Origin of the sequence: Thalassospira sp. MCCC 1A01148, assembly GCF_001613795.1 — a bacterium.
Classification (GTDB): Bacteria; Pseudomonadota; Alphaproteobacteria; order Rhodospirillales; family Thalassospiraceae; genus Thalassospira.
Map to the genome: position 1 here is coordinate 56,009 of NZ_LPVZ01000012.1, position 16,158 is coordinate 72,166.

General features: G+C 55.3%; 16 protein-coding genes. 12 read left to right on the forward strand and 4 right to left on the reverse strand.

The genetic code is table 11. The features are described 5' to 3' along the window. Window positions 1–230 precede the first annotated feature (230 nt). Window positions 231–1,172: a pca operon transcription factor PcaQ gene (pcaQ, locus tag AUQ43_RS03160; RefSeq protein WP_062954370.1), complete on the reverse strand. Its 942-nt coding sequence runs from the start codon at window positions 1,170–1,172 to the stop codon at window positions 231–233. Between the two features lie 144 nt (window positions 1,173–1,316). On the opposite strand from pcaQ, the gene pcaD reads away from it, so the two are divergent. From pcaD to pcaB, 8 genes are all read left to right on the forward strand, one after another. Beyond that, window positions 1,317–2,117, forward strand: coding sequence for a 3-oxoadipate enol-lactonase (gene pcaD / locus AUQ43_RS03165; protein ID WP_084271973.1), 801 nt, complete (start codon window positions 1,317–1,319; stop codon window positions 2,115–2,117). Next, entirely contained in the window at window positions 2,110–2,502 is a 393-nt protein-coding gene (gene pcaC / locus AUQ43_RS03170) for a 4-carboxymuconolactone decarboxylase (RefSeq protein ID WP_198157139.1), read from the forward strand. Before pcaD ends, pcaC begins: the two co-directional genes overlap by 8 nt. 5 nt (window positions 2,503–2,507) lie before the next feature. Then, on the forward strand, window positions 2,508–3,209 hold the full coding sequence (gene pcaH / locus AUQ43_RS03175; protein ID WP_062954372.1) for a protocatechuate 3,4-dioxygenase subunit beta: 702 nt from the start codon (window positions 2,508–2,510) through the stop codon (window positions 3,207–3,209). Between the two features lie 3 nt (window positions 3,210–3,212). Further along, complete coding sequence (gene pcaG, locus AUQ43_RS03180; protein ID WP_062954373.1) at window positions 3,213–3,800, forward strand: protocatechuate 3,4-dioxygenase subunit alpha; 588 nt, start codon at window positions 3,213–3,215, stop codon at window positions 3,798–3,800. A 131-nt stretch (window positions 3,801–3,931) separates the two neighbouring features. After that, the gene (locus AUQ43_RS03185) at window positions 3,932–4,786 is read left to right on the forward strand and encodes a CoA transferase subunit A (RefSeq protein ID WP_062954374.1); all 855 of its coding nucleotides are present in this window, start codon (window positions 3,932–3,934) and stop codon (window positions 4,784–4,786) included. Window positions 4,787–4,800: 14 nt separating this feature from the next. Continuing rightward, the gene (locus AUQ43_RS03190) at window positions 4,801–5,574 is read left to right on the forward strand and encodes a CoA-transferase subunit beta (RefSeq protein ID WP_062954375.1); all 774 of its coding nucleotides are present in this window, start codon (window positions 4,801–4,803) and stop codon (window positions 5,572–5,574) included. Between the two features lie 23 nt (window positions 5,575–5,597). Then, window positions 5,598–6,803: a 3-oxoadipyl-CoA thiolase gene (gene pcaF / locus AUQ43_RS03195; RefSeq protein WP_062954376.1), complete on the forward strand. Its 1,206-nt coding sequence runs from the start codon at window positions 5,598–5,600 to the stop codon at window positions 6,801–6,803. Window positions 6,804–6,954: 151 nt separating this feature from the next. Beyond that, a complete protein-coding gene (gene pcaB / locus AUQ43_RS03200) occupies window positions 6,955–8,292 on the forward strand; it encodes a 3-carboxy-cis,cis-muconate cycloisomerase (protein ID WP_062954377.1) in 1,338 nt (445 codons plus the stop codon). 53 nt (window positions 8,293–8,345) lie between these two features. Here the strand turns inward: pcaB and AUQ43_RS03205 are convergent, their stop codons facing one another. Together AUQ43_RS03205 and AUQ43_RS03210 are read right to left on the reverse strand one after the other, a co-directional pair. After that, complete coding sequence (locus AUQ43_RS03205) at window positions 8,346–8,828, reverse strand: GNAT family N-acetyltransferase (RefSeq protein WP_062954378.1); 483 nt, start codon at window positions 8,826–8,828, stop codon at window positions 8,346–8,348. Continuing rightward, a complete protein-coding gene (locus tag AUQ43_RS03210) occupies window positions 8,825–9,547 on the reverse strand; it encodes a TenA family protein (protein WP_062954379.1) in 723 nt (240 codons plus the stop codon). Before AUQ43_RS03210 ends, AUQ43_RS03205 begins: the two co-directional genes overlap by 4 nt. A gap of 199 nt (window positions 9,548–9,746) precedes the next feature. Here AUQ43_RS03210 and AUQ43_RS03215 point away from each other — a divergent pair, with 199 nt between their 5' ends. The 3 genes from AUQ43_RS03215 to AUQ43_RS03225 all read left to right on the forward strand — a co-directional run bounded on the left by AUQ43_RS03215 (window position 9,747) and on the right by AUQ43_RS03225 (window position 11,840). Beyond that, window positions 9,747–9,971, forward strand: a complete 225-nt coding sequence (locus tag AUQ43_RS03215) for a DUF2892 domain-containing protein (protein ID WP_062954380.1) — start codon at window positions 9,747–9,749, stop codon at window positions 9,969–9,971. Between the two features lie 170 nt (window positions 9,972–10,141). Next, entirely contained in the window at window positions 10,142–10,555 is a 414-nt protein-coding gene (locus AUQ43_RS03220) for a TIGR01244 family sulfur transferase (protein ID WP_062954381.1), read from the forward strand. 145 nt (window positions 10,556–10,700) lie between these two features. Further along, the gene (locus tag AUQ43_RS03225; protein WP_062955230.1) at window positions 10,701–11,840 is read left to right on the forward strand and encodes a GNAT family N-acetyltransferase/peptidase C39 family protein; all 1,140 of its coding nucleotides are present in this window, start codon (window positions 10,701–10,703) and stop codon (window positions 11,838–11,840) included. Between the two features lie 41 nt (window positions 11,841–11,881). Here AUQ43_RS03225 and AUQ43_RS03230 read toward each other — a convergent pair whose 3' ends face one another. Then, the gene (locus AUQ43_RS03230; RefSeq protein ID WP_062954382.1) at window positions 11,882–13,852 is read right to left on the reverse strand and encodes a GNAT family N-acetyltransferase; all 1,971 of its coding nucleotides are present in this window, start codon (window positions 13,850–13,852) and stop codon (window positions 11,882–11,884) included. A 290-nt stretch (window positions 13,853–14,142) separates the two neighbouring features. Here AUQ43_RS03230 and AUQ43_RS03235 point away from each other — a divergent pair, with 290 nt between their 5' ends. Continuing rightward, entirely contained in the window at window positions 14,143–16,152 is a 2,010-nt protein-coding gene (locus AUQ43_RS03235) for an autotransporter assembly complex family protein (protein ID WP_232310570.1), read from the forward strand. Window positions 16,153–16,158 lie beyond the last annotated feature (6 nt).

Sequence of the window (16,158 nt, forward strand, 5' to 3'; positions counted from 1 at the left end):
TCCTTTGAACGTCTTGTCGCGTCCATTGCGCTGACAAACGTTTCAGCCACGATGCGCATCTAGCGTGCGAAGTTTTCCAAGAGTTCTTTTTCTTGTTATTGATTTTGTTGTTTTTATTGATCGCATGATCTGCGTCTGGTGCACGTCAGTCATGCCGAATTGCCTGCAATCTAATCTGTGCGCGATGGTTATGTATAATGATATGTAAGCACATATCCATAACCAAATGATTATGCTTTTGACTCGGCCTGAGAGCTGTGATGACGCGCTGCTTCTTCGCGTACGGCATTAATCAGCATTTCGACCGGCGGCGAAACCGGCGAGTCAATTCGGGTCGTCAGGCCAACGGGACCAAAGGTGTCGCTGGTGTCAATCGGCAGTTCGACAAGATGACCTTCGGCAATATCGGATGCAACAGCCCCGTTCGAGATGATCCAGATCGCATCTGTTTCACGAGTAAAGGCGCGTCCGAAAGATGTCGAAACGGTTTCGATACGGTCGGGCAGGGCACCAATACCATGTGCAATCAGCATCTTGTCGACAGTGGGGTGAATAATCGCCTGTTTGGGCGGCACCAGTACGGTGAATTCGCGGATGCGCGTAATGTCCGGGTTCTTGTCCGCCATCAGGGGATGGCCCGGCCGTGCGACCAGTGAAATATGTTCTGAATACAGATGTATAAACGACAGGCCCGACATCTGATCGGGTTCGGCCAGTCGTCCAACGACCAGATCAAGCTCACCCACACGCAACTGTCCCATCAACATCACGTTCGGTCCCGCCACAACCTTGACCGTGGTATCGGGGCTAAGTGTCTTGAAGTGGCGAATGGCGTTGGGCATGACACTTGCGGCAACCGTGGGCAGAACCCCCAGATTGATTGAAAGCCCGCCCTGCATGCGCACCTGACTGATGCTGTCCACACCCTGTCGCAGGGCCGTGACGCTGGCCCCGGCATAGCGCAAAAAGACCTTGCCGAAATCGGTCAGGGTAACGCCGCGTTTTGATCGATCAAACAATCGCGCGTCCAGATGTTCTTCAAGTTCACGGATTGTTTTGGAAACGGCGGGCTGCGTGATGGACAGCGTATCAGCCGCCTTCACGACACTGCGTTGGCGCGCGACCTCCAGAAAGCAGGTCAAATGGCGGAATTTAATACGTTGATCTAGCATGCGGCCCTACATATCAGCAGTTTAGAATGCGCTTATGGGTGACTTATGCATAATTATATAGTTATGCAAATTACGCAATTCCTCATTTTACATAACCAAAACCATCTGCGAATGTCGGGTTAAACAAGCAGGGTGGAAATGATAATGAGTCTGCAAGTCGCCCCGGTTAACGGGACACATATTCATTATAGCCAGTCGGGCCCGAAAAACGGCCCTGTGCTGGTCTTTGCAAATTCTCTGGGGACGGATCTTCGCATCTGGGATGATGTCGTTGATGCGCTTTCCTCCACGTTCAACATCGTGACCTACGACAAACGCGGGCATGGCCTGTCGGGGATTGGTGATGCGCCCTATGACGTCGCGCTGCATGCCAATGATCTGATCGGGTTGCTTGATTACCTTGGCATTGATCAGGTGATCATTTGCGGCCTGTCGGTCGGGGGACTGATTGCCCAGAAAGTCACCGAACTTGTGCCCGGCCGTGTGCGTGGCCTGATCCTGTGCGATACGGCGTCCAAGCTTGGCGATTATGACAGCTGGAACACCCGGATCGAGGCCATCAAGGCTGACGGGATTGCGTCCATGGGCGATGCGATCATGGAACGCTGGCTGTCGCCGACTTTCCGCACGGAACGTGCTCTGGAAACCGCGATGTATCGCGACATGCTGGTGCGCACCACGGTCGAAGGTTACGTCGGTACCTGCGTTGCACTGCGCGATGGTGACCTGCGAGAGGCAGCGGCGAAAATTGCTGTGCCGACCTTGTGTATCTGTGGATCGGAAGATCTGGCGACGCCGCCCGATGTCGTGCGCGCCATGGCAGCCGCGATCCCCGGTGCCGAATTTGAATTGATTGACGGGGTTGGGCATCTGCCATGCATCGAAACCCCGGAATTGCTGACCCGGTTGATCGACCGATTTACCAAGGAGAAGAATCTTGTCTGAGAGCCGGTATGACGTTGGCATGAAAACCCGCCGTTCCGTTCTGGGCGATGCACATGTGGATCGCGCCTCCAAGAATATCACGGAAATTGACGAGGGTTTTCAGCGCTATATCACCGAAAATGTCTGGAACGGTGTCTGGACAAGCGACGCCTTCACCAAGCGTGAACGTTCCATCGTGACCATCGCACTGCTTGCGGGGCTGGGCCACGAAGAAGAACTCGCCATGCATATCCGGGCGACCTTGAATACCGGGGCAACACGCGATGATATCCGTGAAACCCTGATGCATGTTGCGGTTTATGCCGGCGTTCCCGCCGCCAACACGGCCTTTCGCATTGCCAAGCAAACCTATGCCGAGATCGACGCGGCATCCAAGGGAGAGTAAGCCAAATGTCCACCTTCAAACCGCGTGACTGGGGATCGCATGCCCCCTATATCGCCCCCGGTTACAAATCGACCCTGTTGCGTGGTCCGACCCAGGCACCGCTTGCCATCAAGTCGGGGCTGACAGAGGGTACTGGTCCGCGCTTTGCGCCTGCCTCTGTGCGTGAGCTTGATTTCGATCTGACCAAAAACGGCGTTGTAAATGGCGAGCCGCTTGGCGAACGCATTGTCGTGCATGGTCGGGTGATGGATACCGATGGTCGCCCGCAGCCCAACACGCTTGTTGAAATCTGGCAGGCGAATGCCGCTGGTCGCTATGTGCACAAGGTTGATCAGCATGATGCGCCGCTGGACCCGAACTTCCGCGGGTCAGGTCGTTGCTTTACCGACGATCAGGGCAATTACAAATTCTATACCATCAAGCCGGGTGCCTATCCGTGGGGCAACCACTTCAATGCCTGGCGTCCGAACCATATCCACATTTCGCTGTTTGGGCCGGGCTTTGCCACCCGTCTTGTCACCCAGATGTATTTCCCGGGTGATCCGCTGCTTGATCTTGATCCGATTTTCCTTGGCACCGAGGACGCGCAAGCCCGTGAACGCCTGATTGCCAAATTCTCGATCGACAAGACCGAGGAGGGCTTCGCACTGGGTTACCAGTTCGACATTGTCCTGCGTGGACGCAACGGCACCCCGATGGAGAATTAAGTCATGGCTTATGGTGAAACCCCCTCACAGACGGTTGGCCCGTATTTCGCCTATGGCTTGACCGCAGGCCAGTACGCATACGACTTCACCGACATCGCCGATCCGACCATTGCCGGTCCGGATGCGGCCGGTGAGCATATCCGTATTATCGGTACCGTCTTTGATGGCGACGGCAACCCGGTTAACGATGCCATGATCGAAATCTGGCAGGCCGATGCCGATGGTAACTACAATGAAAACCCGATTGATGTGTCCGAGACCGGCTTCCGGGGGCTCGGCCGTTGCGGCACGGGCACGGATGCCAAGCTGCGCTTCTGGTTTGATACGGTAAAGCCCGGTGTTGTCAAAGATGCCGAGGCGCCGTTTGTCAACGTGACCGTCTTTATGCGCGGCATGCTGGTTCATGCCTTTACCCGTTTCTATTTCGACGATGAAGCTGAACGGAATGCAAAAGACCCTGTCTTGCAGTCAGTACCGGCGGACCGTCGCGACACCTTGATTGCCAAGCGTGTCGATACCCCGACGGGGATTGAATACCGGATCGATATTCACATGCAGGGGGACGCGGAAACCGTGTTCTTCGACGTGTAAGTCGATCTGGCCCGATGGCTGCGTCCGCTGCTTTGGGGAAAGCCGGCGGTCGCAGCCATCGACCTGAATTTCCTTTGGGGTGAATACCCCGCATCTGTAATGTTCTGGATTGATACCACAGGAGTTTTGCCGTGGTTGCACGTTTCATGTCGCTTAAAGAGGCGGTCGCATCCTGCGTCAAGGATGGCGACACCATTTCGATGGAAGGCTTCACCCATCTGATCCCGCATGCTGCCGGACACGAAATCATTCGTCAGGGCATCAAGGATCTGACCCTGATCCGTATGACCCCCGACATGATCTATGATCAGCTGATCGGTGCGGGTTGTGCCAAAAAACTGATCTTTTCATGGGGTGGTAACCCCGGTGTCGGCTCGTTGCACCGTCTGCGCGACGCCTATGAAAAGAGCTGGCCGACCAAGCTTGAGATCGAAGAACACAGCCACGCCGCCATGGCCAACGCCTATGACGCCGGTGCGGCTGGCCTGCCTTGTGCGGTGTTCAAGGGCTATCGCGGGGCGGAACTGCCGCGCGTGAACCCGAACATCAAGTTCATTGAATGCCCGTTCACCGGTGAAAGCCTGGCAGCCGTTCCGGCAATCCGCCCGGACGTCACAGTGGTGCATGCCCAGAAAGCCAACAAAAAGGGCGATATCCTGTTTGAAGGTATTGTCGGCGTTCAGAAAGAAGCCGTTCTGGCCGCAAAAAAATCCATCATCACGGTTGAAGAGATCGTTGATGATTTCGGCGATATCTCGCCCAATGCCGTCATGCTGCCGAACTGGGCGGTGACCGCGATTGTTGAAGTTCCGGGCGGGGCGCATCCGTCCTATGCCCAAGGGTACTACAAGCGCGACAACGCGTTCTACAAGGCTTGGGATCCGATTGCGCGTGATCGCGAAGCGTTCCAGGCCTGGCTTGAAGAGCATGTCATTAATGGCGGTCCCGAAGATTTCGCGGCCAAGCGTGAAGCAAACAAAGGCTAAGCGGAGGAAAAATCATGGTTGAATATACCCCGACTGAAATGATGACGGTGTCCGCTGCACGCGCGCTTAAAAACGACGATGTGTGCTTTGTTGGTATCGGGATGCCTTCGGCTGCGTGCAACCTTGCGCGCCTGACCCACGCGCCGGACATTACCCTTATTTATGAAAGCGGCACGATTGGCACCAAACCGGACGTCCTGCCGCTGTCGATCGGTGACGGCGAGCTGTGCGAAACCGCTGTGAACACGGTCGCCGTCCCGGAAATGTTCCGCTACTGGCTTCAGGGCGGCAAGATTTCGGTTGGCTTCCTTGGTGCGGCCCAGCTTGACAAGTATGGCAACATCAACACCACCGTGATCGGTGATTACGACAACCCCAAAGTCCGTCTGCCGGGCGGCGGTGGTGCACCGGAAATCGCGACCAGTTGTGGTGAAGTCTTTTTGGTGATGAAGCAAAGCAAACGTGGTTTTGTTGAAAAAATCGATTTCGTAACTTCCCTTGGTCATGGCAAGGGCGGTGATGATCGCGCATCTTATGGTGTTGATACCAAAGGCCCGTCGCGCCTGATCACGGATCTTTGCATCATGGAACCGCATCCGGTGGGCAAGCAATTCGTTGTGACGTCGATCCATCCGGGCGTAACCCGTGAAGAAATCATCGAAAATACCGGTTGGGATGTTGAGTTCGCAGACGAAGTCGCCGAAACTGCGATCCCGTCCGAGAAAGAATTGCAGGTTCTGCGTGAACTGCATGCTCGTACCGCCAAGGCCCATGGGGACCAGCAGTAAGAGCAATAAAAAGGATCTTAGAAATGGCTGACGCATATATTTGCGATTACATCCGTACCCCGATTGGCCGCTTTGGCGGCAGCCTGTCGCAGGTGCGTGCGGATGATCTGGGCGCTGTGCCGCTCAAGGCGCTGATGGATCGCAATCCTGATCTTGATTTCGCTGCTGTTGACGACATCGTCTTTGGCTGTGCCAACCAGGCTGGTGAAGACAACCGCAACGTTGCGCGCATGTCGTCGCTTCTGGCCGGTTTGCCGGAAACAGTGACCGGAACCACGGTCAACCGTCTGTGCGGTTCGGGCATGGATGCGATCATTATGGCCGCGCGCGCGATCAAATCGGGTGAAGCCGATCTGATGATTGCCGGCGGCGTTGAAAGCATGTCGCGTGCCCCGTTTGTCATGCCAAAGGCGACGTCGGCGTTTTCGCGCAATGCGGAAATCTATGACACCACCATTGGCTGGCGCTTCGTGAACCCGGTGATGAAGAAACAGTACGGTGTGGATTCCATGCCCGAAACCGGTGAAAACGTTGCCGAGGATTTCAACATCTCGCGCGAAGATCAGGATGCCTTTGCGGCCCGTTCGCAGGACAAGGCGGTTGCCGCACAGGAAAATGGCAATCTGGCCGCGGAAATCACACCTGTGACCATTCCGCAGCGTAAAGGCGATGCCATTATTGTGGACAAGGATGAACATCCGCGTCCGGGCACCACGGCCGAAAAGCTTGCCAAATTGCCGACCCCGTTCCGCGAAGGCGGTTCGGTTACGGCCGGTAACGCATCGGGTGTCAATGACGGGGCTGCAGCGCTCATCGTTGCATCGGAAGCCGCTGTTAAAAAATACGGCCTGACCCCGATTGCACGGGTTGTTGGTGGTGCGACCGCCGGTGTTGCACCGCGTATCATGGGCTTTGGCCCGGCCCCGGCGTCGAAAAAACTTCTCGCACGCCTTGGCTGGTCGACAGAGCAGCTTGACGTGATCGAACTGAACGAAGCCTTTGCATCCCAGGGGCTGGCGACGCTTCGTGACCTTGGTATCGCCGATGACGATGCACGCGTAAACCCGAATGGTGGCGCGATTGCCCTTGGCCATCCGCTTGGTATGTCGGGTGCACGCATTGCCGGCACTGCAGCCCTGCAGATGAAACGCACAGGTGGCAAGCGAGCGCTGGCGACCATGTGCATTGGTGTTGGTCAGGGCATCGCGATTGCGCTTGAAGCTGTTTAAGGCCGATAGCTGATTGATCTTGAAAAAGGTGCCCCTGTGCCGGTTGTCGGGCAGGGGCTTCTTTTTGCGTTATTGACCAATATAGTTGCTGGCGCGACACTAGTGTCTATCGACTTGATTTCACACCTGTTTGAATGGTGGATGATACCTGATGAGCGTTTCGCCCTTTGACTCTGCCTTGCTGGGGGATCTGTTTTCCGATCCGGAAATTGCCGCACTGTTTGACGACTGTGCGCAGATTGCATCCATGCTGCTATTTGAATCGGCCCTTGCCGCGGCCGAGGCGCGGGCAGGTCTGATCCCCCAACAAAGTGCGGTTCGCATTGCTGATGTGTGCCGCGACTTCGAACCAGATCCGGCAACGCTTGCGGGACCAACGGCGCGCGCCGGTGTGCCGGTCCCGGCATTGATCAAGGCGTTGAAGGCGGAAATTGGCGGCGAAGACGCACGATACGTTCATTTCGGTGCCACCAGCCAGGACGTGGTTGATACGGCACTTGTTTTGCAGCTGCGCGATGCGATTGCGATTATTCGCCGCCGTATTCGCAAACTGGCCAAGGCGCTTTCAGCGCATGCCGATACCCACCGCAAAACGGTGATGATTGGCCGAACACGATCCCAACAGGCTGTGCCCACCACGTTTGGCTTGAAGGCTGCCGGATGGTTGGCACCACTTGTGCGGATTGATCACCGGATTGAAAGCCTGTCATCGGACTTGTTGCGCATTTCGTTTGGCGGGGCTGCAGGCACGTTGGCCTCCATCGGGGTCAAGGCTGCAGACGTCGAAAGCAACCTTTCCGAAGAACTTGATCTTCCGCTTGCAGATATGCCCTGGCATGCCCAGCGTGACGTTCTTGTTGATTTCGCAAGTCAGTTAACGGCGTTAACCGGCGCGCTAGGCAAGATGGGGCAGGACTTGGTTCTGCTGGCACAGTCCGAAATTGCTGAAGTGCAGCCAGGCAAGGGCGGCGGGTCATCGACCATGCCGCATAAATCCAACCCCGTGCAGGCGGAAATGCTGGTGACATTTGCGCGGTTCAATGCCGGGCAGCTTGGCACTTTTGCCCAGTCGCAAATCCACGAACATGAACGAAGCGGGGCAAGCTGGCTTCTGGAATGGTTGACCTTGCCGCAGATCATTACCGCTACCGGGGCGGCCCTTGCACAGGCGGTGGATATGGTGCCTGACCTTAGAATCAATACGGATCGGATGGCGCAAAATCTTGAACTGTCGCGCGGTGCGATGCTGGCTGAGGCCGCAACATTTGCGCTTGCTGATCACCTTGGCCGCGATGCCGCAGATAAGTTGGTGAAAGATGCCATTGCCAAGTCAGCAGAAAATGCATCGAACCTGTTTGATGAATTGCCAAAACTGACCGACGCCCCGGTGGATTGGGCACATATCCGCAATCCGGTGAACTATGTCGGACAGGCGGATGTGTTTATCGATCGCGTTTTGGGGGGCACCAAGCGCGGCTTGCGCGAATAGGAAAAAGGCTGCCCCAACGGCAGCCTTTTTAATGTGCGGTGCTATGGTGTGGTTTAACGCGGTGCGCGCAGGCGCTTTTCAACCGCGTAATTGTGGATGGGCACACCAGAAACTTCAAAGTCGCGGCGCTCGACAACGCTAAAGTCCTGTTTGAGCAGGAAGGATTTTGCAAGTTCGCTCGCCTCTGAATACAGCTTGCCGATATCCTGTTCGCGTGCCTTCGATTCAAGGACGTCATACAGGGTCTTGGCGACACCTGTGCCGGCAACATCTGGCAGCGCATAGAGAAAGCCGATATGACCATCTGCCTCGACATCGCCGAAGGCAACGACGCGGTTATTGGCATCCACTGCCACAAGGGCAACACGCCCGTCATTCATGATTTCGGCAAAGCGTTCGGCACTGGGCAGAAGTTTTGCCCAGACGGCGACCTGTTCGGGGTTATAGGCCCGTGGCCCAATCTCTGTGACCGCACGTCTGTATATCTCGACCAGTGCGTCGGCGTCGCTGTCCGTGAAGGAACGGATGGTGGTCATTTCTGTGCGCCCCACGCAGTGTCAAAGAACTGATATTCAAGATCGGTCGCACGCGCGAAATAGGACAGACATTCCGAACGTTCCTGTTCGGATAGTGCCGGTCCTGCTTTATCAAGCTGCGTATTGAGATAGGCCACCACACTTTCGAAATAATCGCCGATATGCAGATCAATCCATTCTGCGTACCAGAAATCATCCGGCCGTCTGGCAATGGCCTTATTGACCCGATCTGCCCAGCCAAGATAGGTGCCTTCGGCAACCGCCAGTACGGCCAGCATATTGGCGTAACGATTGCTGTCGGTGGCATCTTTCATAAGCTGTTTGAAGGACGTCGTTGCCGGCCAGTCGGGTGTGTTTTCACGTGCATCATCAGATACACCAAGCTCGGCAAAGGATCGCTCGAAATAGGTGTTTTCTTCGCCCGTGACCAATGCAAGGAACTGACAGCCGGGGATGCGGTCCTTTAAGTTGGGCGCGCGTGAAACAGCCGCCGCCAACAAGGCGACAAACCGATCAATAAACCGGTGATCCTGAATAAGGTAGTTTTCAAGATTGGCCTTGGGCAGGGCACCGTTGCCCCAAGCATCGGTAAAGGGATGATGAGTTACCGCGTGCCATTGATCTGCACATGATGCCTTGAGCCAGTCGGAAAACGCACCATTCGGGTTGGATTGGCGCCATGACGGAAAATCCGGGATAGCCGTTGAGGGTTCACTCATGTCGGTACGTTTCCTGAGGGACTTGATAACGTTTGGATTTTGAACTTTTGGCACGGTCGCAAACGTTGGGCAAGGCTGGAAATACGGCATCAACCAAAGTACCGATCTTTGTTTGGATGTGATTGATAAGGGTCAAAGTTATCTATTGAATTATAATGTTATAAACCAACTCATCAGAGCTTTCCCCAAGGAGGAAATTATGGCGAATGTAGGTTTGGTTGATCGTATCTTGCGCGCATGCATTGGCGTCGTTTTGCTGGCTTTGCCGTTTGTCATGGCCAACCCCGAAGAGGGCAGCATCGCATTTGGGCCATATGCGTGGGTGATCCTGGCAGCAGGTGTTGTGATGCTTGTGACAGCGGCCTTGCGTTTTTGCCCGCTTTACAAGTTGTTTGGGTTGCGGACCTGCCCGCTTTCAAAATAACGCCATAGACGGCGTTTGGAACCCGGAATATTCCGTTCGATCTGTTGTTGCGTGAACGTTATGCTGGCATCCGCAAATCTCTGCGGTATGCTTAGGCCGTGAACCTAAGAACGTGCTGTAAAAGCCCGATCAACCAGGCGCGGCGACCAGCAACGACGAACGGAATTGAAATGAAACGCCTGAGTGATGAACTGACTGTATCCCCGCAAATGCCGCTTGAGGCGATTGACGAAATTGCCAAGGCCGGGTTCAAGACCATCATCTGCAACCGACCGGACGGTGAAGATCCGGGACAACCGTCATTCTCTGAAATTGCCGCCAAGGCCGAAGCCGCCGGTATCAAGGCGATCTTCCAGCCGGTTGCAAGTGGCAATGTGTCGGATGCGGATGCCGATGCCTTTGCTGCCAATCTGGCGTCGGCCCCGAAGCCGATCTTTGCCTACTGCCGAAGTGGCACACGTTGCACCATCCTTTGGTCGCTGGCCAACGCCGGGCAAATGCCGGCAGATGATATCATCAAGGCCGCGGCAGAGGCCGGGTACGACATGGCACCGCTTGCGCCGCGGATTGCAGCGCGCGGCTAATGCGCCCGGACTTGCAAGCTATGCGGTGCCTTGCTGTGCAAAAAACGCAGTCAGCACCGCATAAATTGCACTATTCCTTTTGTGCGTTTCGTGACGATATATCCGCGTATGCTGTTTTGGCATGCTCAAATCAAGTGATTGCGCGATGACGTCAAACGCCTCCCAACTTCATGACTTCCAATTGCGCCCCGCCCGGAACGGTGATCTGGATGCGCTGTGCGATATTGAAAACCGGTCTTTTGCGATTGACCGTCTGAACAGGCGTGCCTTCAAGCGTTTTGTTGGCAGTGAAACCGCACGGTTGATCGTGGCGGAAAATGCCAATGATGCGGGCATTTCTGGCTATGTGCTGGTGATTTTTCGTCGCAATGTGGCGCTTGCGCGCCTGTATTCCATGGCGGTGTCACCCGATCTGCGGGGGCAGGGAATTGGTCGTTCACTGATCGCGCAGGCCGAAGAGATCAGCCTTGATTTCGGCGCCCCGATCCTGCGCCTTGAGGTCAGCCAGAAAAATCCGGATGCGATCCGGTTGTTTACGGCAAATGGTTATCGCGAATTTGACCTTTATCCGGACTATTATCCCGATCACAGCAATGCGCTTCGTATGGAAAAGGTTTTGGTGCCAAACGCCATGCGCCTGCCGTCACCCATTCATTTCTATCACCAGACCCTGCCTTTTACCTGTGGTCCGGCGGCCCTGATGATGGCGATGAATGCGCTTGATCACGATGTCGAACTGGATCGCAATCTTGAAATCGCGTTGTGGCGTGAAGCCACGACGATATTCATGACATCCGGTCATGGCGGCTGTGGTCCGCTTGGGCTGGCGTTGGCGGCGCATAAGCGCGGCTTTGACGCCGAAGTGCTTAGCAGTCGCGATGGCCCGCTATTTGTTGATACCGTGCGCAAGCCGCAAAACCGCGAAGTTGTTGAACTGGTGCATTATGACTTTGCCCGTCAGGCACTTGATGCCGGTATCTCGGTCACAACCGGTCCGTTCGGCATTGCCGAGATCGAAGAGCGCACCAAACAGGGTAAAATGGCGCTGGTCCTGATCAGCCAATACCGCATTTATGGCGACAAAATCCCGCATTGGGTGGTGGTATCGGGCTTTGACGACCGGTTTGTCTATGTCAGTGATCCCGATATCGGCGAAGACCATGAACCGTTTACAGGAAGCGATTGCCTGTCCGTGCCGATCCTGCGCCATGAGTTTGATCTGATGGCACGCTATGGTCGGGACAAGCTGCAAGCCGCTGTCTTCATTGATAAAAAGGCCGGATAAAATCCGGCCTTTTGCTTTGTTTGTGATCTTCTGATGTTGCCTTACGGACGCGCGATCTTGCCAAGAAGATGCGCAATGATCCGGCGATAAAGATCCATGCCCAGAACCACGTCCTCAACCCCGGCATCAATATTGGGGTTGTCATTCACCTCGATCACCATCGGGCCATGCGGCGTTTCCTTGACGTCCACTCCATAAAGGCCATCGCCCATCAACCGCGCAGAGGCAAGGGCAGTCGCAACGATGTCGGCAGGGGCATCTTCAACGGGCAGGGTTTCAAAGCCGCCTTCCTCAAAGCTTTTGCCATCATCTTCATGTTTGACGATCTGCCAGTGACCCGGTGCCATGAAATAGCGGCTGGCAAAGATGGCTTCACCGCCCAGAACACCGATGCGCCAGTCAAAGGTGGTTTCGACATATTCCTGAATGACCAGAAGTTCCGAGTTCTTAAACATCTCGGTCGCGACCTCAGCCAAGTGTTCGGGTGATTTGACTTTACGCACCCCGCGCGAAAAACAGCCGTCCGGAACCTTCAGAACGGACGGGAAGCTGAATTGTCGGCCGATTTCGGCAATGCGGCGCTTATCAAAAATCGCACTTTTCGGGGCCGGGATACGGTGGGTGCGCAACAATTCGGCCAAATAGACCTTGTTGGTACACCGCAGCATCGAGTCCGGATCGTCAATCACCGGAATGCCTTCCTTTACCGCGCGTTTGGCAAAACGATAGGTATGGTGATCAAGGGCGGTGGTTTCGCGGATCAGAAGGGCGTCAAACTCCGAAAGATGATGGAAATCCTTTGCCGTAATCAGTTCGGCTTTTGCGCCAAGGTCGGATGCGGCCTGCACGAAGTTGGCAAGGGCTTCCTTGTCTGACGGTGGCAGAACTTCATCCGGGTCATGCAAGATGGCCACAAGGGCGGTCGGCGGTGTGGCGTTGTCTTGCTTGCGAACACGCCCGCGCAAGTAGGCGCGAAGAGCAGTTTCGAACTCGGCAAGGTTGCTGTCATCAAGCTGTCGGACCGACGGGGCTTCAATTTCACGCAAGATCTTGCGGTCCTGCGGATTTAAATGCAGGCGCAGGATCGGGCAGCGAAACTGATCAAACGCACGTTCGCCAATCTGACGGAATTTCTTGTTCGCCGTGCGTCCGAAATAGACATCGATATAATCCGGTGCCTGATCAGGTGTTTTTCCGGATTTTTCCAGGGCTTCTATAATTTGCGGGCTGAGTTCCGCGCGTGCGGTTTTTTGCAGGCGCTTCCAGTTCAGGTTCAAAAGAACATCGGCTTCGGGAATGACACGCTCTGCGCGGGCCGCTGCCAGAAGGCTGCAATAATAACCACGCGACAGATACTCATAAGACTGACACAGGTTGATCACACGCCGGTTACGTACGCCATGATCAAGTGCCAGATAATCGCGCACCCGCATCACGCGGGCACCCGACACGGCAAAGCGCTGATCCGAAAGCCGGTCAACAAGGATCAGGGGCGCACCGGTGGCAACAGCCGGGTTGACCATGCTTTCGCTGTCATAAAGCGCATGTTCAAGGCGGATGCCATCGCCGCCACCCTCGTAATAGCGCGGAAGATCGGCAACGCGCGTATAGCCATGGCGTTCATAAAGATTGCGGGCGGTTTCGTTGGTTGCGCGCACTTCAAGACGGATACGCGAACACCCCGCATCCATGGCAAGGTTTTCAAGCCCGGCCAGAAGTTGTGTGCCCAATCCCTTGCCGCGCCACTCTTGCGTAATCGCCAGCGAGTAAATCCGGGCGGTAACCGTATTGGCGCGCAGCAACAACAAGCCATACCCCACAACATCAGGATGATCCGCGTCGCCGGCATCCGCCACAAGAAGGCGTGCACTGGCCTGGCGCAGGAACCGCGAGAATGATGCACGCGAAATCATGTCACTTTCAAAATTGCCGACTTCAAGGGCACAAAGCCCATCAAGGTCGGCGCGAACGGCGTTGCGGATGATAACAGTCGCGGTTTGGGTCGAAGTCACTGCGGGGACCTCCTGCGGTGGGGTGGCAATCTGGTTGCTCTCAACTTCCGGTACGCTCAATGTGAAAGATGCGCAAGCGCATTTATTTTTCATAGCCATGCCATTTTTTCATGGATCATGGCACAGGATCACTCGACCTGCGGGCGGAATAAAAATATGGTATTTTCAATAGCCTGTTTTGAAACATTTAATTGTCCTGACCGTTTGTACCTATATGGAAAACAAGGTCCAACCGACACAGGTTTAATGACGACCCGCTTCGAAGGCGGGCCTATTAAGGACACGATGGTTTGAGTAAACGCATGCTTCGCACTTTCCCGGCTTTCGGGCGCCGTGCTGCTGTTGTTCCACTGCTCTTGGCAGGGACAATTCTTTCGGCATGCGCATCAGACGAAGGCGGCGAGGGGATCTTTGCCCTTGGCAATGGGGCGGAAGATGACGTTCTGCAGAACGACCTGCAAACCACCATCCCCTATGATGTCGAGATTAAGGGCATCGATTCCCAGGAAGAAAAACTGATCGAAGCGCTCAATTCCGTGAGCACTGCCCGACGTTTGCAGTCACGGCCAACAGCGTCGCGTGCCGGGTTGCAACGCCGTGCCGAGGACGATATCGAGCGGTTTCAGGCTGTTTTGCGTTCCAACGGATTTTACGACGGCCAAATCACCTTCAGTATCCGGGAAAAAGCGGTGGAAAGCCCATCGGATGCAGCTGCCGAGACGGACGCATCCGGGCAAGACACCGCTAATGACGCGGTTGCGGGACAGGCGGGTGATGATGCGCTTGCCACCGGGGGCGATAAACCCAGTCCACTGGTCCTGACCTATAATGTCGATACCGGCACACCTTACCTGATTGCGGCGGTCAATCTTGTCATCACGCGGCCGGATGGGGTTGTGGAACGTCACGCGACCGATGAGGAACTGGAAAAAACCAACCTTGAGATCGGTCAGCGTGCAATTGCTGAACCAATCATTCTGGGCGAACAATACGGCGTTGATATCTTGCGTGAACAGGGCTATCCGCTTGTCGAAGCGGGAAAGCGCACCATTTTGGCGGACACCGCACAAAAGACGATCACCATCAATTATGCCTTTAATACCGGGCCGCTCGCGCAGTTTGGCGATATTACCGTGAATGGCGCACAGGACGTCGATCCTGATTTCATTGCCGGTTATCACAGTTGGGATCACGGCGATCAATACCACCCTGATGAAGTCCGCACCACGCGTCGCGAACTGGCACAAACAAACCTGTTTGACAGCGTGATTGTCAAAGTCGCCGGTCCAGTAAAGGAAAATGGCGAAATCCCTGTCGAGATCGATGTTGTTGAACGCAAGATGCGCTCGATTGGTGGCGGGGTAAACTTTTCGACAGCAGATGGTCCGGGCGTCAATGCCTTTTGGGAGCACCGCAATTTCTTTGGTGCCGGGGAACGGTTGCGGCTGGGGTTTGATGTCTCAAGCCTTGAACAGGGGCTGTCGGCGGAGTTCAAGAAACCGCAGTTCCTTGAACGTCGTCAGTCCTTTGTGGCCGAAGCAAATGCCAAGAACAACGACACAGATGCCTATAAGGGCTCAACGCTTGACAGTTTTGCCGGTATTGAACGCCCACTTTGGGAAAACTGGACAGCAACATTTGGCGTCACGGCGGAATATTCCGACCTGACCGGATCGGACTCCCCGAACGAGGAATTCTATCTTGCCGGCCTGCGCGGGGTCTTGCGTCACGACAATACTGACAATCCGCTTGATCCGACCGTGGGCAATCGGTTTGAAATCAATGTGTCGCCATATATGGGCTTGTCCGATCAGGATACCAATTTCACCTCTGTCTCGTTGGCCGGGTCGCAGTATCTGGCCTTTGACGATGATGGCGACTACGTTTTTGCGGCACGCGCCCGCACAGGTACCATCATTGGCGAAGAGCGTGGCGGTCTGCCGTCAAACAAACGTTATTATTCCGGCGGTGGCGGATCAATCCGCGGGTATGAATATCAAAAGGTCGGGCCACTTGATGATGATCATGATCCGTTGGGCGGTCGTTCCGTACTGGAAGTCGGGGCAGAGTTTCGCGCACGCGTGACCGAAAGTTTTGGCATCGTGCCGTTCATCGAAGGTGGGAACGTTTATGCGCGCTCTGAACCCGAAGACATCAATCTTTTGTGGGCGGCCGGCCTTGGTTTCCGGTACTACACTGCGGTCGGGCCGCTGCGATTTGATGTTGCGGTGCCGCTCGATAAACGGCCCAACGTTGACGACGATTTTCAATTCTATATCAGTCTGGGGCAGGCATTTTGACCGGGT